Raw genomic sequence first — 18760 nt, forward strand, 5'->3', positions numbered from 1 at the left:
AGGAGGAGACCATGGAGAAGAGAAGGGTAGTCATTACCGGTATGGGAGCGGTCACGCCCCTGGGGCTTACCGTGGAGGAGAGCTGGCTGGCAGTACGGGCGGGGACCTGCGGCATCGCACCCATCACCCTGTACGATACCTCCGGTATGAAGGCCAAGCTGGCGGGCGAGGTAAAGGGGTTTGAGCCCGCCGACTATATGGAAAAGCGGGAGGCGCGGAAGATGGACCGCTTTGCCCAGTTCGCCTTGGCCGCCGCCGGAGAGGCGGTGGCGCAGAGCGGGCTGGAGTTCTCCGCCGAGGACCCCTATCGGTGTGGGCTCATCGTCTCCTGCGGCATCGGAGGGCTCACCACCATGCAGCATGAGTGCGCCAAAGGGGAGGCAAAGGGGTATGACAGGATATCCCCCTTCTTTATTCCCATGGCCATCGGCAACATGGCCGCGGCTCAGATCGCCATCAAATATGGGATCACAGGCATGGCGACATGTCCCACTACGGCCTGCGCGGGAGGGACCAACGCCGTGGGCGACGCCCTCCGACAGGTCCGGGACGGCTATGCCGATGTGGTCCTCTGCGGGGGCGCGGAGGCCGTTGTCAACGAGCTGGCCATGGGGGGCTTTACCTCCATGCACGCCCTGAGCACGGCGGAGGAGCCGGACAGGGCTTCCATCCCCTTTGACGCGGCGCGCAGCGGCTTTGTGATGGGTGAAGGGGCCGGCATTCTGGTGCTGGAGGAGCTGAAACACGCCCGGCGGCGGCGGGCGCCCATCCTGGCGGAGGTGGTGGGCTATGGCGCCACCTGCGACGCCCACCACATCACGGCCCCCGCACTGGGCGGCGCGGGAGCCGCCCGGTGCATGACCATGGCCCTGGCGGATGCGGGCGTGGAGCCGGAGCAGGTGGACTATATCAACGCCCACGGCACCTCCACCCCGATGAACGACGTCTGTGAGACGCAGGCGGTCAAAACTGCCTTTGGAGCACACGCCCACAGGCTGATGATGAGTTCCACCAAGTCCATGACCGGCCATATGCTAGGGGCAGCCGGAGCGGTGGAGGCCATTTTCACCGCGCTCAGCCTGAAGGAGGACTTTGCCCCCGCCACCATCGGCTATCGGGAACCCGATCCGGAGTGCGATCTGGATATTGTGCCCAACGAGGGCCGGAAGGCCCTGCTCCGCTATGCCATGTCCAACTCCCTGGGGTTCGGCGGCCATAACGCCAGTATTCTGCTGAAGAAATGGGAGGCATGAAGAGATGGAACTGAACGCCAATCAGATCCAGGAGATCATTCCCCATCGTCCGCCCTTCCTGCTGGTGGACAGGATCACCGACTACGAGCCCGGCGTATGGGCCAAAGGCAGAAAGGCGGTTACCGTCAACGAGCCCTTTTTTGCCGGACATTTCCCGCAGCGCCACGTCATGCCGGGAGTGCTCATCATTGAGGCTCTGGCCCAGGTGGGAGCGGTGGCGATCCTGTCTCTGCCGGAAAACAGAGGAAAAATCGCGTTCTTCGGCGGGATCAAAAATGCACGCTTCAAACGGCAGGTGGTGCCCGGCGACGTGCTGGAGCTCTCCTGTGAGCTGGTGGAGCGGCGGGGAAGCGTGGGGTTCGGTAAGGCGGTGGCCAAGGTGGACGGCAAGGTGGCGGCTCAGGGCGAGCTGACCTTTGCCATCGGGTGACACCTGACGGCCGGCATGGCTCCGGGAGCTCCAAGCGCCTATGACCGTTGCCAAAACGGCGCGGATCAGATATAATAAATAAAATAGGACGAACGCCGTTTTTGGGGGGAGCAGCATGCTGGAGCAGGCATTTAACGAAGTGTATACCAAATTCAAGCTTCATTTTTATCGCGCGGTTTTTGGACGGTTTCAGAAGCGCGAGGCAAGCCTCACCACTGTGGAGACCTTCTGCATGGAAATCATCATGGCGCTGGGGCGGCCCACGGTCAACGAATTCTCCAGCTTTGTGGGGATTTCGCCTCCCAACGCCGCATATAAGATCAACAATCTGATCCAGAAAGGCTATGTGCGCAAGGAACAGTCGGAGGAGGACAAGCGGGAGTACCATTTGGTGGTCACCCAGAAGTACATTGACTACTACAACATCAGCTACAGCTATCTGGGCACGGTGATGGCGCGCATCCGCGCGCGGTTCCCCGAGGAGGATGTCAAAAAGATCGAGGAGATGCTGGATATCATCTCCGGGGAACTGATGCCGGAGATCCCTCTGCCCAGGCTGTCTCCACGGACATGAGAAAGGACCCGCCCCGCATTTTTGTGCGGAGCGGGCCCTTTTTATGACCGGACGGCTCCCAAGGGGACAGAGAACGACCCCTGTGAGAACCGTTCGGCCATATTACATGCCCAAGGTCTGAGTCACGTTTTCAGCCACGTCCTCCATGGCGCGGACAGCCTTCTTGGCGGTGGCCTTCAGGGTCTTCTGCCTGGGGGCGAGGACCGCCATGCCCAAGGCGGCGCCGGCGGCCATACCAATACCAATATTGCGCAGGGTGTGATGGTGTTCCATTTGCTTTTCTCCTCCTTTTCTCCGGTATGACGTTATTGTGTCCGGAAATGGAGAAAAATCCATTGCTAAAAAATGCGCGATACGATATAATATACCTGCAATTCGTCAAGCCGGAGGGAACGGGGAACCGGTCCCTTTCTTTATGTATACCAAGAGGAAAAACGAACGCGGGAAAGGAGCGACAAAGTGAAGCTGCTCATCCGGAAGGGCCGCCTGGTGGACCCCGTGGGGGGGATCGGCGGCGTGATGGATATTCTCATCGAGGACGGCAAGCTGGCCGTCATCGGAAGCGATTTGAGGGAACCGGAGGCCCGGGTGATCGACGCCAGGGGCCTCAACGTATGCGCGGGCCTTGTGGATATGCACGTCCACCTGCGGGAGCCGGGCTTTGAATATAAGGAGGACATCACCACCGGAGCGGCGGCGGCGGCCCGGGGAGGATTCACCTCCGTAGCCTGTATGCCCAATACCCGGCCCGTGCTGGATACGCCGGAGCAGATCGAGTATGTGCTCCGGCGGGCCGGGGAGTCCTGCGGCGTGCGGGTGTGGCCCATCGGGGCGGTGTCCTGGGGACAGAAGGGGCAGTCGCTCACCGACGCAGCGGCCCTGAAGGAGGCCGGGTGCGTGGCCCTCTCCGACGACGGCGTGCCCGTGCAGGACGCCAATCTGGTCCGGGACGCCATGATCCGCTGTAAGCGGCTGGGACTCACCATTCTCTCCCACTGCGAGGACGCCAACATGGTCCGCAACTACGCGGTGAACGAGGGCCGGGTCTCCCGGGCGCTGGGGCTGCCCGGCCGTCCCGCCATCGCGGAGGAGATCATGGTCATGCGGGACGCCATGCTGGCCGAGGAGACCGGCGCGGCGGTCCATATCTGCCATGTGTCCACTGCGGGAAGCGTGGAGATCATCCGTCAATTCAAGAAAAAGGGCGTGGCCATCACCTGCGAGACCTGCCCGCAGTACTTCACCCTTACCGAGGACGAGGTGCTGGAGCAGGGAAGTCTGGCCCGGGTCAACCCCCCTCTGCGCACAAAGCTGGACGTGGAGGCCATTCTGGAGGGCCTGCAGGACGGTACCATCGACGTCATCGCCACCGACCACGCCCCCCACTCGGCCGAAGAGAAGGCCAAGCCGCTGGCGGAAGCGCCCAGCGGCATGGTGGGGCTGGAGACTGCGCTGGGCGTGACGCTGACCGCCCTTTACCACACCGGGTTCATGGACCTTTCGGATATCCTGAAAAAAATGACGTTCCACCCGGCCTGCATCCTGCGCATTCCCAGGGGGCGGCTGAGTCTGGGGGGGGAGGCGGACTTTACGATCTTCTCGCCGGACGAGGAGTGGACCGTGGAGCCGGACCAGTTTGCCTCCAAGGGCCGGAACACCCCCTTCAAGGGGAGAAAGCTCAAGGGCAGAGTGAAATACACCATCGTAGGCGGCAGAGTCGTCTACGGGGATGAGGGAGGACGCGCGGATGTCGTTTGACGTATTACAGAAAAAAATCATCGAGAAAAGGAATCCCACCGTGGCGGGGCTGGACCCCAAGCCGGAGCAGATTCCGCCCCATATTTTAAAGATGGCCTGCGACCAGTATGGCGAGACGCTGGCCGGCGCCGCCGAGGCGGTGTGGCAGTTCAACAGAGGGCTGATCGACGCGCTCAGCGACGTGGTCCCCGCTGTGAAGCCCCAGTCGGCGTACTACGAGCGGCTGGGCTGGCGGGGCATGGAGGTCATGGAGCGCACCATTTCCTATGCCCAGGAGAGGGGGCTCTTCGTCATCGCGGACGTCAAGCGGGGCGACATCGGGTCCACGGCCCAGGCGTATGCCGACGGCTGGCTGGGGGAGACCCAGGTGGGAGAGAGCGCCTGCAGCGCCTTCCATGCCGACTGCGTGACCCTGAACGGCTACATGGGCTCCGACACGGTGCTCCCCTTTGCCGACACCTGCCGGAAGTACGGCAAGTGTCTGTTCCTGCTGGCCAAGACCTCCAACCCGGGCTCCGGCGAGCTCCAGAACCTGACCGCCGGGGACCGGCTGGTCTATCAGCTTCTGGGCGATATGGCCGAAAGGCTGGGCGCGGGCACCGAAGGGGACTATGGCTACGGCCTCGCCGGCGCCGTTACCGGGGCCACCTATCCTGAGGAGCTCAGAGAGCTGCGCGCCCGCCTGCCCCATACCTTCTTCCTGGTCCCCGGATACGGCGCACAGGGCGGCACCGCCGAGGACGTGCAGTACGCCTTCGACCGGAAGGGCTGTGGGGCCGTCGTCAACGCCTCCAGGTCCATTATGTGCGCCTGGCAGAAGACCGGAAAGGGCGGGGCCGACTTCCAGGAGGCCGCCCGCGCCGCCGCCGAGGCCATGCGGGACGCCATCGGTCAATATGTGACCATTCTTTAAAAGAGACGGAGGAATCAGCCATGGCGGAGGAAAAGAAGTGCGTCGCCTGCGGGGCGGCGCTGGAATATGTCCGCCCGGCCCTGCTGCCGGACCGGCTGAATTTCCTCTCCGCCCGGGCGGACCTGTACCTGTGCCCCCAGTGCGGGCGGTATGAGTTCTACCGGGACCCCCGCTGGATCCAGCGGGACGAGGAGAAGCGCCGGAAAGAGAAAAAATAACCAACGGGAGGTGCCCCATGCCGGTCCAAACGCAATGCACGGTGGCGGAGGCCGTCCGCCTCAACGATTTTGCCTGCTCCCTTACGCTGGACGTGGGGGAGGAGATGGCCGGGCAGATCGCCTGCGGCCAATTTGTCCATATCAAGTGTGGTCACTCCCGTCTGCTCCGCCGACCCATCTCCATCTGCGACTGGCAGGAAAATCTCCTGCGGGTGGTCTTTGAGGTTCGGGGCGAGGGCACCGAATGGCTTGCCCGCCGGAAGGCCGGGGACAGACTGGATGTGCTGGGCCCGCTGGGCCACGGCTTTGACGTCGCCGCCGGGAGCCTGCTGGTGGTGGGAGGCGGTATCGGAGCGCCCCCCATGCTGGGCTGCGCCAAATATGCAGCCAGTCGGGGAAGTGAGGTCCACGCGGTCCTGGGGTTCCGGGACGCGGAACACAAAATGCTTACAGAAGACTTCGCCGAGTGCTGCCGCTCCCTGAACGTCATCAGCGACGACGGCTCCACCGGGCGCAGAGGCTTTGTCACCGAACTGGTGGAGGAGTTCCTGGAGAGCCGGGTGTGCGAAGGCTGTACGGCCTGCGGCGCCTGTGGCCTGGCGCCTGCGGTCCCGGCGGTGCTCGCCTGCGGACCCAAGCCCATGCTCCGGGCGGTGGCGGAGGTCTGCGCCCGGTACGGCGCACCCTGCCAGGTCTCTCTGGAGGAGCGGATGGGCTGCGGGGTGGGGGCATGCTTGGTCTGTGCCTGCAAGACCAGCGACGGACACAGAAAGCATGTGTGCAAGGACGGTCCCGTATTCCGCGCCGAGGAGGTGGACTGGAATGATTGACAGTAAGGTCACGCTGGCGGGGGTGGAGCTGAAAAACCCCATCGTGGTCCCCTCCGGCACCTTCGGCTTCGGCCGGGAATACGGACAGTTTTTTGACCTGAGCGAGCTGGGGGCCATCTGTGTCAAGGGGCTCACGCCCCAGCCCCGGGAGGGCAATCCCTCCCCCCGTATTGCCGAGACCCCTATGGGCATCCTCAACTCCGTGGGACTCCAGAACCCCGGTGTGGACGCCTTCATCGCCGGGGAGTTGCCCGAGCTGAGAAAGCACGACGTAAAGATCATCGCCAATATCTCCGGCAATACCCCGGAGGAGTACGGCGGCATGTGCGAAAAGCTCTCCGCCGCGGGGGTGGATATGATCGAGGTCAACATCTCCTGCCCCAATGTGAAGGCGGGGGGACTGGCCTACGGCACCCGGCCGGAGCTGGCCGCCGAGGTCACGGAGATCGCGAAAAAGAACGCCACCGTGCCCGTTATGGTGAAGCTCTCCCCCAACGTCACCGACATCACGGAGATCGCCCGGGCGGTAGAGGAGGCGGGGGCCGACGCCATCAGCCTCATCAATACCATCCGGGGGATGCGCATCGATGTGAACACACGCCGCCCCATTCTAAAGATGAACACCGGGGGTCTCTCCGGCCCCGCGGTGCTGCCTGTGGCGGTGCGCATGGTGTGGGAGACGGCGAACGCCGTGAAGATTCCTATTCTGGGCATGGGCGGTGTCTCCAAGGGAACGGACGCCGCCGAGCTGATGCTGGCGGGAGCCGCGGCGGTGGCCGTGGGCACCGCCTCCTTTGCCGACGTCTACGCGCCGGTGCGGGTCCGGGATGAACTCTTTGCCCTAGCGGAGCGGCAGGGACTCGCCCACATCTCCGCGCTCACCGGCGCTGCGCAGCCCTGGTGAGCGCAGGCGGAGGTGCTCCGCCCCAATGAAACCTTTGAAAGCGAGGCCATTCTACCCATGACTCAAATCTACCTGGTCCGCCACGCGGAAGCCGAGGGGAATCTCTACCGCCGCATCCACGGCCATTACGACAGCCTGATTACCGACCTGGGCTACCGGCAGATCGCCGCTCTGGCCCACCGGTTCGAGTCCATCCATGTGGACGCGGTGTACTCCAGCGACCTCTTCCGCACCCGGACCACCGCCGGGGCCATCTACAAACCCAAGGGCCTGTCCCTGGTCACCCGGAAGGCCCTGCGGGAGGTTTCGATGGGCGTTTGGGAGGACAGACCCTGGGGGGAGGTCCACCGCACCGACGCACAGCAGCTCGCTTGGTTCAACGCCACGGACGCCCGTTGGGGTGTGGAGGGCGGCGAGACCTTCCAGCGCCTGCGGGAGCGCATCTCCGCCGCCATCAAGCAAATCGTCCGCAACCACCCCGGCCAGACGGTGGCCGTGGTCAGCCACGGTACCGCCATTCGGAACGCCCTGGCCGTATTCCAGGGTATGTCCATTGAGGAGTCGGCCGCCCTGGACCACAGCGACAATACCGCCGTGTCCCTGCTGGAATTCGAAGGGGATGCGGTCCGGGTGGTGTTTCACGACGACAACAGCCACCTGCCGGAGGAGATCTCCACTTTTGCCCGGCAGAAGTGGTGGAAGCAGGACACCGGCGCGCTGGCCGACGCCAACCTCTGGTTCCGCTCACTGGATATGGAGCATGAGAGTGAGCTGTACCGCCAGTGCAGAGGGGAGGCGTGGCTCAATATTCACGGCTCCTGGGACCATTATGACGGCGACGCCTTTGCCCGCGACGCCCTGTTCCAGTGGCGGGACGACCCCCGGGCGGTCTCCTGCGTGATGCTGGGGGACGAGGTGGCCGGTCTGGTGCAGATGGATATCCGCCGGGATGCCGACAAGGGAGTGGGGTATATCCCCTTTGTCTATATGATGCCGGCCTATCGGAAGCAGGGGCTGGGCGTCCAGCTCATCGGAGAGGCGGTGTCGGTCTACCGGCCTCTGGACCGGAAGTATCTGCGCCTGCGGTGTGCGCCGGACAATCTGGTGGCCCAGCGGTTTTATAGGCGGTACGGATTCCGTAAGGTGGCCGAGGCCGCGGGCACCCGTGTTCCTCTGGACATTATGGAGAAGTACATCGGGTATTAGGGCCGCTTGTTTGCATGCCAAACGCCGGAGAGTCAGCGGAAGGCGTCTGCGATGAGCCTGGAGCCCAGACGAAAGCCCCGCCGGAAGGCGGACCGGGCCCCGCATTCCTCCTTGAGGGTGCTGCTGTCCACAATGCGCAGCAGCAGCCTGCGCTGCTGCTGGTCCAGCGTCCGGCGCAGCGCGTCTACGCTTTGGGTGAATTCCGCCTCGGCATTCAGATAGATGTGACTCTTTTTAAAAAAATGATTCATAAGAATTACTCCTTTTAGCACTAAAAAGTGATATCATTATATCGCCACTATTTAGTGATGTCAAGAGGTGGAGCTGTGAAATTTAATGAACGACTGAAAAAGCTGCGAACGGATGGAAAAGAGACGCAGAAGGCCCTCGCCCAAGCAATTGGTGTGTCTACGTATCAAATCATCCGTTTTGAAAAAGGCGAGCAGAAGCCCGGCTTTGACAACCTGTGGGCTCTTGCCGATCACTTTGGGGTGACGGTGGATTACCTGATGGGCCGCACGGACGAGAAGAGAACATAGCGCGGCTGCGGCGGGTGGTCCTGAACTGCCCGCCGTTTCCGTTTCCGGAAAAAATACTACGATGGATAAGAGGTATGACGCCATGAACACCCAATTCCTCCCTGTCTCCCAATCTGATATGAGGGCCCGCGGCTGGGAGGAGTACGACTTTCTGCTCATCACCGGCGACGCCTACGTGGACCACCCCTCCTTCGGCCCTGCTATCATCGCCCGGGTGCTGGAGGCGGAGGGATACCGGGTGGCCGTCCTGGCCCAGCCGGACTGGAAGGGGCCCGCAGCCTTTGCCTCCCTGGGACGGCCCCGGCTGGGGGTGCTGATCTCCGCCGGGAACATCGACTCCATGGTGGCGCACTACACCGTGGCTAAAAAGCGCCGTCACGACGACGCCTATTCCCCTGGAAATAGGCCGGGACTGCGCCCGGACCGGGCCACCATCGTTTATGCCAACCGGGTCCGGGAGGTGTTCGGCGATATTCCAGTGGTCATCGGCGGTCTGGAGGCCAGCCTCCGCCGCTTCGCGCACTATGATTACTGGGAGGACAAGGTCCGGCGCTCCATCCTCTTTGACGCCCAGGCCGATCTGCTGGTGTACGGCATGGGGGAGACGGCCACCCGGGAGATCGCCGGGCGCCTGGCCTCCGGGACTCCGATATCGGAGATCACCGACGTGCGGGGCACCTGCTTCGCCGCCAGGGACTCCGGCGCGTGCGCCTACCCCATGGTAGAGGTGCCCTCCTTTGAGAGCGTCTCCTCCGACAAGCGGGCTTATGCCCGGGCCAATATGACTGAGTACAACGAGCACGACCCCATCGTGGGAAAGGCCATTCTTCAGCGCCACGGACGGGAGCTGCTGGTCTGCAATCCCCCGGCGATGCCCCTCACCACCGAGGAGCTGGACCGGGTCTTTGAGCTGCCCTATGTCAGGGAGCCCCACCCCATGTATGACCAGATGGGGGGCGTGCCCGCCATCGAGGAGGTCCGCTTCTCCGTCATCCACAACCGAGGCTGCTTCGGCGCCTGCAATTTCTGTTCCCTGGCCTTCCACCAGGGGCGCATCATCTCCTCCCGCAGCCATGAGAGCGTGGTCCGGGAGGTTACGGAGCTGACCAGGCACCCCGGCTTCAAGGGATATATCCACGACGTGGGCGGGCCCACCGCCAACTTCCGCCGGCCTGCCTGTAAAAAGCAGCTCAAGGCGGGGCTCTGCAAGAACCGGGCATGCCTCTCCCCGGAGACATGCCCCAATGTGGACGCCGACCACACCGACTATCTGATGCTCCTGCGGAAGCTGCGCGGGATTCCGGGGGTGAAAAAGGTGTTCATCCGCTCCGGGATCCGCTTTGACTACATGATGAAGGACCAGAGTGGGGAGTTTTTCGCAGAACTGGTGAAATATCACGTCTCGGGGCAGCTCAAGGTGGCTCCGGAACACTGTGTCAACGGCGTGCTGGACGAGATGGGCAAGCCCCATGTGGAGGTCTATGAGAAGTTCCGCCAGAAGTATGAGCGGCTCAATCAGAAGTACGGCAAGGAGCAGTATCTGGTCCCCTATCTGATGTCCTCCCACCCAGGCTGCACCCTGGACGACGCGGTGCGCCTGGCCGAATGGCTGAACAAGTCGGGCCGTCAGCCGGAGCAGGTCCAGGACTTTTATCCCACGCCGGGTACCCTTTCCACCTGCATGTATCACACCGGGCTGGACCCCAGAACCATGGCGGCGGTGTATGTTCCCACCGACGCCCACGACAAGGCGATGCAGCGTGCCCTGATGCAGTGGAAGCGTCCGGAGAAGCGCCCTCTGGTGCTGGAGGCGCTTCACAGGACCCACCGGGAGGACCTCATCGGCTACGGCCGGGAGTGCCTTCTGCGGCCCAACCGCCCGGCGGCGGGCTCACGCCCCCAGAGCGGCGGAGCCAGACCCGCCGGAAAGCCCCAGGACCAGAAGCTCAAGCAGAAGGGCAAACGGGTGGAGCACAACGACGTCCAGCCCAAGCGGAAGGCGGGATGGGCCAAGCCGAAGGCCAGGAAAAACGCCAAGCCGGGCAAGGGAAGAAAGTAAATATTTTCCCGCAGAGACAACCTTTTCAGTCGGCGGGACGTCAAAACGGCAGGACGAAGAGACGAGGTGACCCATGGAACTGCGCTATAATCTGACACGGGACGACTATCTCCGGGGGCTCAGCCTCCATGAGGGAAGGCTGAAAGGACCTCTTTCAGTGCTGCGCCTGGCGGCACGGCTGCTGTTTTTGCTGCCGGCGGGAGTGGGCGCGGGGGGACTCTTGATGCTGGGGGTGGTCCGCGTCTGGGGAGAGTGGGAGGAGGCGTTCACCTGGGTCTTGGGGCCGCTGCTGGCCATGCTGCTCCTGAGTGCGCTGGAGGTGTACCTGCTGTCGCCCCGGCGGCGTGCCGGAAGGCGGCTGCGGGTGAACCGCCCCGACGCGGCCTTTTTCGGGCCCCATGTGGTAACGCTGACGGCGGAAGGGGTGACGGTGCGGTACGGAGACAACCGCCTGGTGCTGCCGTGGGGGCAGCTCACAGAGATATGGACGAAAAAGGGCTTCTGCCTCCTCTATACGAAAAGCGGACCGTGGGAGGTTTTGCCGCCCTGCGCCTTTGAACACGGGGCGCAGCGGGAGGCGTTTGCGGCGGCGCTGCATGGCGCTGTGTCCGGAGACGTGCCGTGGGAGGCGGAGGAACAGGATGTCGAGGCTGCGGACCGGCTCCCCCAGGCGGAGATCACCCTGGAGTATACCTGGGAAACGGCTGAACTGTGCCGCGTGCTGACGCAGGCCAACCTGCGCTATGTCCACACGCGGCTATTCTGGACGCCCGTCAGGATCGTGATGTCGGTTTTGGGGCCCGTTGTACTGCTCACGGGCATTCTGACCGGGATCGGCGTGGGGACGTCCATTCCCCGGGAGGGAGCGGCGGAATGGCTCTATGCCCTGGGGATTGTCCTATTGGGGCTGGCCCTGTGTGTGCCGCTGCTGATGCTGCTCCCGCCCGTGCTCCGGTTCCTGGTGTCCCGTCAGGAGCGGAAGGGGGCCCTGCGAAGCATGCTGGACGGCCCCCAGCGGGAGCTGTGGTGGTCTGGCGGGATGGTAAGCCTCCATGGAGGCGAGCGGGAGACCGCCCGCTGGGACCAGGTGGCGGCGGTCTGCTCCGAGGAGGAGGGGCTCTTCCTCTTCCGCAGGGACAACAAGCTCCATGTCTTTCCTGCCAAGGCATTTCCAGACCGGGCGGCGCAGGAGGCTGCGGCGGAATATGCCCGGAGCCATATGCAGAAATAGGCGAAAAAGGCGCGGGTCCCCGCGCCTTTTTTTCTGTAACCTTTTTCAGTGTCCGGCGCTTATTGAGATAGAGGGGGGAGAACGATGCATGCCGACGCGCTGGAGGCGCTCTACCGAGATCACTATCGCGCCGCGCTCCTCTATGCCCTCTCCCTGTGCGGGGACCGAGCTCTGGCGGAAGACCTTGTGTCCGACGCATTCGAGGCAGCGCTGCTGACCCTTGACGACAGCCACCCCAGCGTCCGCTACTGGCTGCTCCGGGTGTGCAGGCACCTGTGGCTGGATGAGCTGCGCAGGAGAAAGCGCCGCCCCACCGTGCCGGCGGAGGGGCTAGACCTGCCGGTACCGGAGGCGGCTCTGGAGGGGCTGCTACGGGAGGAGCGGTATGCCGCCCTCTACCGGGCGCTGAGAAAACTGCCGGACCAGCCCAGGGAGCTTCTGACGCTCCACTACTTCAGCGGACTCTCCCTGAGACGGGCGGGAGAGCTCACAGGGATGACGGAGGGAGCTGCCAAGACGGCGCTTTGCAGGGCGCGGCAGAGGCTGAGAACCATTCTGGAGGAGGGCGGCTATGAAATTTGAAACGCTTTATGAACGCTATCGTTCCGGCACGGCCACGCCGGAGGAGGCGGAGCTGGTGGAGGAAGAGCTTGCAAAATACCGCCTGCTCACCGACTACGTGGCCGAACACGACGAACTGGACCTGCCCGGAGGGCCGGAGACGGGGGAGGAGAGGGGAGAGGTCCGCAGAGTTAGACAGGCGGTGCGGAGGGTCCGGGCGGGAACGGTCCTGGTGGCCTTCGTCCTCGTGCTTCTGGCCCTCCTGGCCTGGCGGTTTGCCGCCGTCCCCCTGCTCAACCGATATGTGCTCTACGATCCGACGGCAGACGGCGACAACTATCTGGATTCGTTGGAGCTGGAAGTGGCCGTGCTGGAGAGCCTCCATTTCCCGGAGTGGTCCAGCCAGACGGTGTATGCCCAGGAGACCGGCCTGGGCTCCTACGACCTCACCCTCTATGAGAGCGACCTGGCGGCGGGGGAGTGGACTGCGACCAAGGGAACCATGGATCTGGCGGACATTCGTTTTGAGGAGGACTTTTATCGCCGGTGGGTGGCCATCAACCAATTCACCCGGGGGACCTATCCCTATTATGCCACGGAGCAGGTACCAGGACACAGCCCGGAGGAGACGGCGGCGGCTCTGGCCGAACTGCCGGACTATCTGGATGCGACACTGTCTCTCTCCTTTGCGCGGGACCTCTCCATGGAGGAATTCGCCGGGCTGGCCGGACGGTATCCGGACCTGCGGTTCCAGTGGGTGGGAGTGCGCATCAACGATGGGGAGCGCAGGCAGCTCCTTCCCCTGGCGGGCTTTGACGCGGCGGGGCTGAGCATGCTGGGCGCGGAGGAGGACGAGGAGCGATATCCCTTCCTGTGGCTGCCCCTCCACAGGGAGGACAGCGACCTGGGAAAGGTCTATACCGGGCACTTCCTGGCCCTGCTCGGGTACCAGGCGGAGCGGGCGGTCCTGGCGGAAAAGATCGGCGGGCCGGCGGGGAGCTACTACCGGGACGCCTTGCGCTATGTGGAGGAGAACGGCGCATACACTTACGGCGTCTACGTCTCAGGCCGGCCGGAAACGCTGGCCGCCCTGTGCGGCGAGGCGGAAGCCGAGTGGGTCGGGATCGAATCCCTCCGGCTTTCAGCGCGCTTTGAGAGTTGAATGTGGTGAAACCAGCGGGGCGGGGACATTAAGTCTCCGCCCTTCCCTTTTGCAGAGGCGCTGGAGGAGGAAAAAACCTTCCGAAAAAGTGGTGGGAGGAGAGGCGCATCCGCCGTGCGCCGCCGACTTCGGGTGGGATGGATAAATTTCTTGTTTTTTTGGGATGGGTATACTATAATTATTTATGTATTTTAACGGAGGAAGCGGGCTGATCATTATGCAATCTGAGAACGTCATCGAGATGCTCCACATCACGAAGGAGTTCCCCGGGATCATTGCCAACGACGACATCACCCTGCAGCTGCGCCGGGGAGAAATCCATGCCCTTTTGGGGGAGAACGGCGCGGGCAAGTCCACCCTGATGAGCGTCCTTTTCGGCCTATATCAGCCTGAGGCGGGGACCATTAAGAAAAACGGCGAGGTTGTGAAGATCAACGATCCCAACGACGCCACCGCCTTGGGCATCGGCATGGTACACCAGCATTTCAAACTCATCGAGGTATTCACCGTACTGGATAACATCATCCTGGGCGCGGAGACCACCAGAATGGGGTTTTTGCAGAAAAAGGCGGCCCGCGCAAAGGTGGAGGCCCTGTCGGAGCGGTACGGCCTGAAGGTGGACCTGGACGCCAAGGTGGAGGACATCACGGTGGGGATGCAGCAGCGGGTGGAGATTTTGAAGATGCTTTATCGGGACAACGAGATCCTCATCTTCGACGAGCCCACGGCGGTGCTCACGCCCCAGGAGATCGACGAGTTGATGGCCACCATGCGGGAGTTTGCCAAGGAGGGGAAATCCATTCTCTTCATCTCCCATAAGCTCAACGAGATCATGGCCGTGGCAGATCGTGTCACCGTGCTGCGCAAGGGAAAGTACATCGGGACCGTGGAGACCAAGGATACGGACAAGCAGTCCCTGTCCAATATGATGGTGGGACGCCCTGTCCAGCTGGAGGTCGTAAAGGAGACGGCCAGGCCGGGGGACGCGGTGCTGCGGGTGGAGAATCTCGTGGTCCCGTCCAAGGGGCACAAGCGCAACGCGGTCAACAACGTCAGCTTTGAGGTCCATGCGGGGGAGATCCTCTGCATTGCAGGGATCGACGGCAATGGTCAGACGGAACTGGTCTATGGGCTGACTGGTCTGGAAAAGAGCGGCGGAGGAAGTGTGACTCTGTGTGGACACGATATTTCCCATGCCTCCATCCGTCAGCGGGGGACCCAGATGAGCCATATTCCGGAGGACCGGCACAAGCACGGCCTGGTGCTCGACTTTACGCTGGAGCAGAATATGGTGCTGCAGCGGTTCCAGGAACCGCAGTTCCAGCATATGGGATTTATCGACCGGGGCGCCGTGCGCAGTTACGCGGAGCATCTGATCGAACAGTATGACGTGCGCTCCGGACAGGGGCCGGTCACCATCGCCCGCAGCATGTCCGGCGGCAACCAGCAAAAGGCCATCATCGCCCGGGAGATCGACCGGGAAAAGCCCCTGATCGTGGCGGTGCAGCCGACCCGAGGCCTGGATGTGGGCGCCATCGAGTACATCCACAGCCAACTGGTGGCCGAGCGGGACAAGGGGAGAGCGGTGCTGCTGGTCTCCCTGGAGCTGGACGAGGTCATGAGCCTGTCCGACCGCATCCTCGTGATGTATGAGGGTGAGATCGTGGGCGAGCTGGACCCCAAGGCCACCAACGTACAGGAGCTGGGCCTCTATATGGCCGGCGCCAAGAGAACGACGAAAGCGGGTGAGCAGGTGTGAAGCAGAAGCTTTCCAGTTTATACGGCAGGGATGGGACCAAGGCGGTCCTGGCATCCCTGATCTCCATCCTGATCGGCCTGGCGGTGGGCAGCGTCATCATCCTGATTGTGGGCCTCGCCAATCCCGCCCTGGGGCTGTCCAGCGCCTGGGATGGGATCCGCCTGGTCTTCGGTGGTCTGGTCAGTACCGGGCGCGACGCGGCGGGCAGCCTGACCTTCGGCTTCAACCCCACAAACATGGGCAACATGCTCTTCCGGGCCACGCCGCTGATCCTGACCGGACTGTCCGTGGCGGTGGCGTTTAAAACCGGACTCTTCAACATCGGCGCCCCGGGACAGTACCTGATGGGCACTGCGGCCACCCTGATGATTGCCCTGGGTATCCCCTCCGAGACGGTGCCCGCCTGGCTGATCTGGGCGCTGGCCTTTGTGGGCGGGATTCTGGCGGGCGCCCTCTGGGGCTGCCTGCCGGGCCTGGTAAAGGCGTTCCTGAACATCAACGAGGTGCTGGCCTGTATCATGACCAACTGGATCGCGGCAAACCTGGTCACCTGGATGTTTGACGGTAGCCAGTTCCGCAACGTGGTGGAGAACACCAAGAGCGGCTACATCTATAAGACGAGCTTCAACGGCGTGGAGACCGCCAAGCTGGGGCTCAACAAGCTCTTCCCCAATTCTCAGGTCAACGGCGGGATCGTGATTGCCGTGGTGATCGCCGTGCTCGTCTATATCCTGATGTCCAAGACCACCCTGGGCTACCAGCTCAAGGCCTGCGGCAGCAACCGCCATGCCGCCCGCTATGCCGGCATCAACGACAAGCGCAACATCGTGCTCTCTATGGCCATTGCCGGCGGACTCTCCGGTGCGGCGGCGGCCCTCTACTACCTCTCCGGCAATACCGAGTTTTTCTGGTCTACCTACCAGTCCCTGCCCGCCATTGGGTTCAACGGTATTCCGGTGGCCCTGCTGGCGGCAAACAACCCCATCGCGGTGATCTTTACCGGCTGCTTTATGTCCATGCTGGATATCGTGGGTCTGCAGCTTACCAACCTGACCGCTTACAACGAGTATATCACGGATGTGATCATCGCCACGATCGTATATCTGAGCGCATTCTCACTGCTGATCCGGATGCTGCTCGACGGACGGAAAAAGCGCAAAAAGGCGATCGCGGCACAGGCCGGAGGGACGGATACGGGCGCCGGACCGTCCTCCGGGGCGCAGGAAGGAGGCGAGCAGGCATGACGTTTCTGATTCAGCAGACCTTGATTTACGCGGTCCCTTTGATGATCGTGGCCCTGGCCGGCGTCTTTGCCGAGCGCAGCGGTATCATCAACCTGGCTCTTGAGGGCATTATGATCTTCGGTGCCTTCACGGGGGTGCTCTTTGTCAACCTGACGCAGAAGGCCGGTATCTTCGCGGCGGCGAAAGCGGCGGACAACTGGGTGGCGCTTCAGGGCTTTGAGTTGCTGGCCATGTTGGTGGCGGCGGTGCTGGGGGCGGTGTTCTCCCTGCTGCTCTCTTTCGCCTCCGTGAATCTGCGGGCCGATCAGACCATCGGCGGCACGGCCCTGAACCTTATGGCCCCCGCCCTGGTGCTCTTTCTCATCCGTATCCTGGCCAACCAGAATACGCTTCAGATGGCGGAAGGCGACGCCGCCAGTTGGTTCATGATCAAAAAGACCACGCTGGGCTTTGACCGCACAGCAGATCTGGGCTTTTTCGGCAACACCTTTCTCCATAAGGTCTATCTGGCTACCTATGTCTGTATCCTTCTGTTTGTGGTGCTGTCCATCATTCTCTATAAGACCAGATTCGGTCTGCGTCTGCGCTCCTGTGGCGAAAATCCCCAGGCGGCCGACTCGCTGGGGATCAACGTCTATAAGATGCGCTACGCCGGGACCACCATCTCCGGCGCGCTGGCGGGCATGGGAGGCTTCGTTTACGCTCTGACCACCGCCAACTGTGCCGCTACCGGCGATGTGGCGGGGTTCGGCTTTCTGGCTCTGGCGGTCATGATCTTCGGCAATTGGAAGCCGCTGAACATTGCCGGCGCCGCGCTGCTTTTCGGCCTTTTCAAGTGCGTGGCGGCCTCCTACGCCAGCATCGATATCAATGGAGATGGGGTGTACCTGCTGGCGCAGATCGGCGTGAGCCCCCATTTCTACCGGATGCTGCCCTATCTGATCACGCTGATCGTGCTGGCCTTCACCTCCAAAAAGTCCAGGGCGCCGAAGGCAGAGGGCATCCCCTACGACAAGGGCCAGCGGTAAGACACGGGCCGCCGGACGGAACGATTCTGCCGCACAGAAAGGCAGGGGCCGCAAGACCCCTGCCTTTCTGCTCCTGGGGCGGATGTGCGACAGATGCGGGCCGTCCTGCGTCGGAAAAATTGTACTTGGCTTTTCGGGCGATTTCATTTATAATGACTACAGAATGTAGGCAAGGGAGTCTGTCATTTATGAGAATTTATCAAGAGGCGGATTATGCGGCCATGAGCCGCCGATGCGCCAATTTGATTTCGGCCGAGGTCATCCGAAAGCCGGACTGTGTGCTGGGGCTGGCCACCGGGTCCACTCCGGTGGGAATCTACCATCAGTTGGCCGAATGGAACCGGAAGGGCGATCTGAGCTTTTGGGACGTCATCACGGTAAACCTGGATGAATACAGAGGGCTCGCCCCTACCCATACCCAGAGCTATCGTGATTTCATGCAGAAAAACCTCTTCGACCACATCGATATCCGACAAGAGAACACCTATGTGCCCAATGGCATGGCGCAGGACCCGGAAGAGGAGTGCAGTCGGTACGACAGCATGCTCCGCGCGCTGGGCGGCACGGACCTCCAGCTCCTGGGCCTGGGGAGGAACGGACACATCGGGTTTAACGAGCCGGGCCCCGCTTTTATCAAGGAAACCCATGTGGTGGAGCTGTCCCAGAGCACCATTGACGCCAACGCGCGCTTTTTTGAAAGTGCGGATGAGGTGCCGCGGCAGGCCATTACCATGGGCATCGGCTGTATCATGGAGGCACGCCGGGTGCTGGTGGCGGTGAGCGGTGAGGACAAAGCCGAGGCCGTCTACCGCTCTTTCTGCGGCCCGATCACACCGGAGGTACCCGGCTCCATCCTGCAGCTTCATGGCGACGTGGTCCTGGTGGGAGACCGGGCGGCGCTGTCCAGACTGCCAAACACCGGTGAGGAAGCGTGTTAATGACCGGAATGGGTGTCCCCCGCGGCTGACCGCGGTGACATAGAAAAAGGCCCCGGGCCCTTACTCCTACCTTATAGGGGCACGGGAGCCGTAAAAAAGGAGGAGACCTAACCCGCCGGGCCGGCGGTGCGGCAGTGTGGAGACCTGTCGTAA

The 18760-nt window shown here is 62.7% G+C and carries 20 protein-coding genes; 18 read left to right on the forward strand and 2 right to left on the reverse strand.

Features of this window, described 5'->3' with window-relative positions; genetic code table 11:
* Window positions 1-11: 11 nt before the first annotated feature.
* From fabF to SRB521_RS04635, 3 genes are all read left to right on the forward strand, one after another.
* Entirely contained in the window at window positions 12-1253 is a 1242-nt protein-coding gene (gene fabF, locus SRB521_RS04625) for a beta-ketoacyl-ACP synthase II (RefSeq protein WP_058118100.1), read from the forward strand.
* 4 nt (window positions 1254-1257) lie between these two features.
* Window positions 1258-1683 (forward strand): 3-hydroxyacyl-ACP dehydratase FabZ, encoded by a 426-nt coding sequence (gene fabZ / locus SRB521_RS04630; protein ID WP_058118099.1) that lies wholly within the window; start codon window positions 1258-1260, stop codon window positions 1681-1683.
* A gap of 115 nt (window positions 1684-1798) precedes the next feature.
* Window positions 1799-2257, forward strand: coding sequence for a MarR family winged helix-turn-helix transcriptional regulator (locus SRB521_RS04635; RefSeq protein ID WP_033118209.1), 459 nt, complete (start codon window positions 1799-1801; stop codon window positions 2255-2257).
* Between the two features lie 102 nt (window positions 2258-2359).
* Here SRB521_RS04635 and SRB521_RS16025 read toward each other — a convergent pair whose 3' ends face one another.
* Window positions 2360-2530: a hypothetical protein gene (locus tag SRB521_RS16025; RefSeq protein WP_156113780.1), complete on the reverse strand. Its 171-nt coding sequence runs from the start codon at window positions 2528-2530 to the stop codon at window positions 2360-2362.
* 186 nt (window positions 2531-2716) lie between these two features.
* Here SRB521_RS16025 and SRB521_RS04640 point away from each other — a divergent pair, with 186 nt between their 5' ends.
* The 6 genes from SRB521_RS04640 to SRB521_RS04665 are packed head-to-tail and all read left to right on the forward strand — an operon-like array spanning window position 2717 to window position 8086.
* Window positions 2717-4015, forward strand: a complete 1299-nt coding sequence (locus tag SRB521_RS04640) for a dihydroorotase (RefSeq protein ID WP_116722520.1) — start codon at window positions 2717-2719, stop codon at window positions 4013-4015.
* Window positions 4005-4928: an orotidine-5'-phosphate decarboxylase gene (gene pyrF, locus SRB521_RS04645; protein WP_116722519.1), complete on the forward strand. Its 924-nt coding sequence runs from the start codon at window positions 4005-4007 to the stop codon at window positions 4926-4928. The genes SRB521_RS04640 and pyrF overlap by 11 nt, the downstream gene beginning before the upstream one ends.
* Before the next feature lie 20 nt (window positions 4929-4948).
* On the forward strand, window positions 4949-5146 hold the full coding sequence (locus SRB521_RS04650) for a hypothetical protein (RefSeq protein ID WP_033118206.1): 198 nt from the start codon (window positions 4949-4951) through the stop codon (window positions 5144-5146).
* A 17-nt stretch (window positions 5147-5163) separates the two neighbouring features.
* Window positions 5164-5976: a dihydroorotate dehydrogenase electron transfer subunit gene (locus SRB521_RS04655; RefSeq protein WP_116722518.1), complete on the forward strand. Its 813-nt coding sequence runs from the start codon at window positions 5164-5166 to the stop codon at window positions 5974-5976.
* Window positions 5969-6880, forward strand: coding sequence for a dihydroorotate dehydrogenase (locus SRB521_RS04660; protein WP_075704290.1), 912 nt, complete (start codon window positions 5969-5971; stop codon window positions 6878-6880). Before SRB521_RS04655 ends, SRB521_RS04660 begins: the two co-directional genes overlap by 8 nt.
* A gap of 57 nt (window positions 6881-6937) precedes the next feature.
* Complete coding sequence (locus tag SRB521_RS04665; RefSeq protein WP_116722526.1) at window positions 6938-8086, forward strand: bifunctional histidine phosphatase family protein/GNAT family N-acetyltransferase; 1149 nt, start codon at window positions 6938-6940, stop codon at window positions 8084-8086.
* A gap of 32 nt (window positions 8087-8118) precedes the next feature.
* Here SRB521_RS04665 and SRB521_RS04670 read toward each other — a convergent pair whose 3' ends face one another.
* The gene (locus tag SRB521_RS04670) at window positions 8119-8337 is read right to left on the reverse strand and encodes a DUF6809 family protein (RefSeq protein WP_058118094.1); all 219 of its coding nucleotides are present in this window, start codon (window positions 8335-8337) and stop codon (window positions 8119-8121) included.
* Between the two features lie 75 nt (window positions 8338-8412).
* Between SRB521_RS04670 and SRB521_RS04675 the strand changes: the two genes are divergently transcribed.
* The 9 genes from SRB521_RS04675 to nagB all read left to right on the forward strand — a co-directional run bounded on the left by SRB521_RS04675 (window position 8413) and on the right by nagB (window position 18607).
* Window positions 8413-8625, forward strand: a complete 213-nt coding sequence (locus SRB521_RS04675) for a helix-turn-helix domain-containing protein (protein WP_202969480.1) — start codon at window positions 8413-8415, stop codon at window positions 8623-8625.
* Window positions 8626-8686: 61 nt separating this feature from the next.
* The gene (locus tag SRB521_RS04680) at window positions 8687-10684 is read left to right on the forward strand and encodes a YgiQ family radical SAM protein (protein WP_242976598.1); all 1998 of its coding nucleotides are present in this window, start codon (window positions 8687-8689) and stop codon (window positions 10682-10684) included.
* Window positions 10685-10757: 73 nt separating this feature from the next.
* A complete protein-coding gene (locus tag SRB521_RS04685; RefSeq protein ID WP_116722517.1) occupies window positions 10758-11915 on the forward strand; it encodes a YcxB family protein in 1158 nt (385 codons plus the stop codon).
* 84 nt (window positions 11916-11999) lie between these two features.
* On the forward strand, window positions 12000-12497 hold the full coding sequence (locus tag SRB521_RS04690) for an RNA polymerase sigma factor (RefSeq protein ID WP_075704285.1): 498 nt from the start codon (window positions 12000-12002) through the stop codon (window positions 12495-12497).
* Window positions 12487-13638, forward strand: coding sequence for an anti sigma factor C-terminal domain-containing protein (locus SRB521_RS04695; protein ID WP_116722516.1), 1152 nt, complete (start codon window positions 12487-12489; stop codon window positions 13636-13638). Before SRB521_RS04690 ends, SRB521_RS04695 begins: the two co-directional genes overlap by 11 nt.
* A gap of 217 nt (window positions 13639-13855) precedes the next feature.
* On the forward strand, window positions 13856-15397 hold the full coding sequence (locus tag SRB521_RS04700; RefSeq protein WP_033118196.1) for an ABC transporter ATP-binding protein: 1542 nt from the start codon (window positions 13856-13858) through the stop codon (window positions 15395-15397).
* Window positions 15394-16641: an ABC transporter permease gene (locus SRB521_RS04705; RefSeq protein ID WP_033118195.1), complete on the forward strand. Its 1248-nt coding sequence runs from the start codon at window positions 15394-15396 to the stop codon at window positions 16639-16641. The genes SRB521_RS04700 and SRB521_RS04705 overlap by 4 nt, the downstream gene beginning before the upstream one ends.
* A complete protein-coding gene (locus tag SRB521_RS04710) occupies window positions 16638-17669 on the forward strand; it encodes an ABC transporter permease (RefSeq protein WP_033118194.1) in 1032 nt (343 codons plus the stop codon). The genes SRB521_RS04705 and SRB521_RS04710 overlap by 4 nt, the downstream gene beginning before the upstream one ends.
* 188 nt (window positions 17670-17857) lie before the next feature.
* Window positions 17858-18607 (forward strand): glucosamine-6-phosphate deaminase, encoded by a 750-nt coding sequence (nagB, locus tag SRB521_RS04715; protein WP_075704283.1) that lies wholly within the window; start codon window positions 17858-17860, stop codon window positions 18605-18607.
* Window positions 18608-18760 lie beyond the last annotated feature (153 nt).

The sequence above is a fragment of the Intestinimonas butyriciproducens genome (genome assembly GCF_004154955.1).
Classification (GTDB): Bacteria; Bacillota; Clostridia; order Oscillospirales; family Oscillospiraceae; genus Intestinimonas; species Intestinimonas butyriciproducens.

Bases quoted from the DNA above. Each gene is read 5' to 3' on its own strand.
- fabF (WP_058118100.1), top strand. From the start codon at position 12: ATGGAGAAGAGAAGGGTAGTCATTACCGGTATGGGAGCGGTCACGCCC.
- fabZ (WP_058118099.1), top strand. From the start codon at position 1,258: ATGGAACTGAACGCCAATCAGATCCAGGAGATCATTCCCCATCGTCCG.
- SRB521_RS04635 (WP_033118209.1), top strand. From the start codon at position 1,799: ATGCTGGAGCAGGCATTTAACGAAGTGTATACCAAATTCAAGCTTCAT.
- SRB521_RS16025 (WP_156113780.1), bottom strand. From the start codon at position 2,530: ATGGAACACCATCACACCCTGCGCAATATTGGTATTGGTATGGCCGCC.
- pyrF (WP_116722519.1), top strand. From the start codon at position 4,005: ATGTCGTTTGACGTATTACAGAAAAAAATCATCGAGAAAAGGAATCCC.
- SRB521_RS04650 (WP_033118206.1), top strand. From the start codon at position 4,949: ATGGCGGAGGAAAAGAAGTGCGTCGCCTGCGGGGCGGCGCTGGAATAT.
- SRB521_RS04655 (WP_116722518.1), top strand. From the start codon at position 5,164: ATGCCGGTCCAAACGCAATGCACGGTGGCGGAGGCCGTCCGCCTCAAC.
- SRB521_RS04660 (WP_075704290.1), top strand. From the start codon at position 5,969: ATGATTGACAGTAAGGTCACGCTGGCGGGGGTGGAGCTGAAAAACCCC.
- SRB521_RS04665 (WP_116722526.1), top strand. From the start codon at position 6,938: ATGACTCAAATCTACCTGGTCCGCCACGCGGAAGCCGAGGGGAATCTC.
- SRB521_RS04670 (WP_058118094.1), bottom strand. From the start codon at position 8,337: ATGAATCATTTTTTTAAAAAGAGTCACATCTATCTGAATGCCGAGGCG.
- SRB521_RS04680 (WP_242976598.1), top strand. From the start codon at position 8,687: ATGGATAAGAGGTATGACGCCATGAACACCCAATTCCTCCCTGTCTCC.
- SRB521_RS04685 (WP_116722517.1), top strand. From the start codon at position 10,758: ATGGAACTGCGCTATAATCTGACACGGGACGACTATCTCCGGGGGCTC.
- SRB521_RS04690 (WP_075704285.1), top strand. From the start codon at position 12,000: ATGCATGCCGACGCGCTGGAGGCGCTCTACCGAGATCACTATCGCGCC.
- SRB521_RS04695 (WP_116722516.1), top strand. From the start codon at position 12,487: ATGAAATTTGAAACGCTTTATGAACGCTATCGTTCCGGCACGGCCACG.
- SRB521_RS04700 (WP_033118196.1), top strand. From the start codon at position 13,856: ATGCAATCTGAGAACGTCATCGAGATGCTCCACATCACGAAGGAGTTC.
- SRB521_RS04710 (WP_033118194.1), top strand. From the start codon at position 16,638: ATGACGTTTCTGATTCAGCAGACCTTGATTTACGCGGTCCCTTTGATG.
- nagB (WP_075704283.1), top strand. From the start codon at position 17,858: ATGAGAATTTATCAAGAGGCGGATTATGCGGCCATGAGCCGCCGATGC.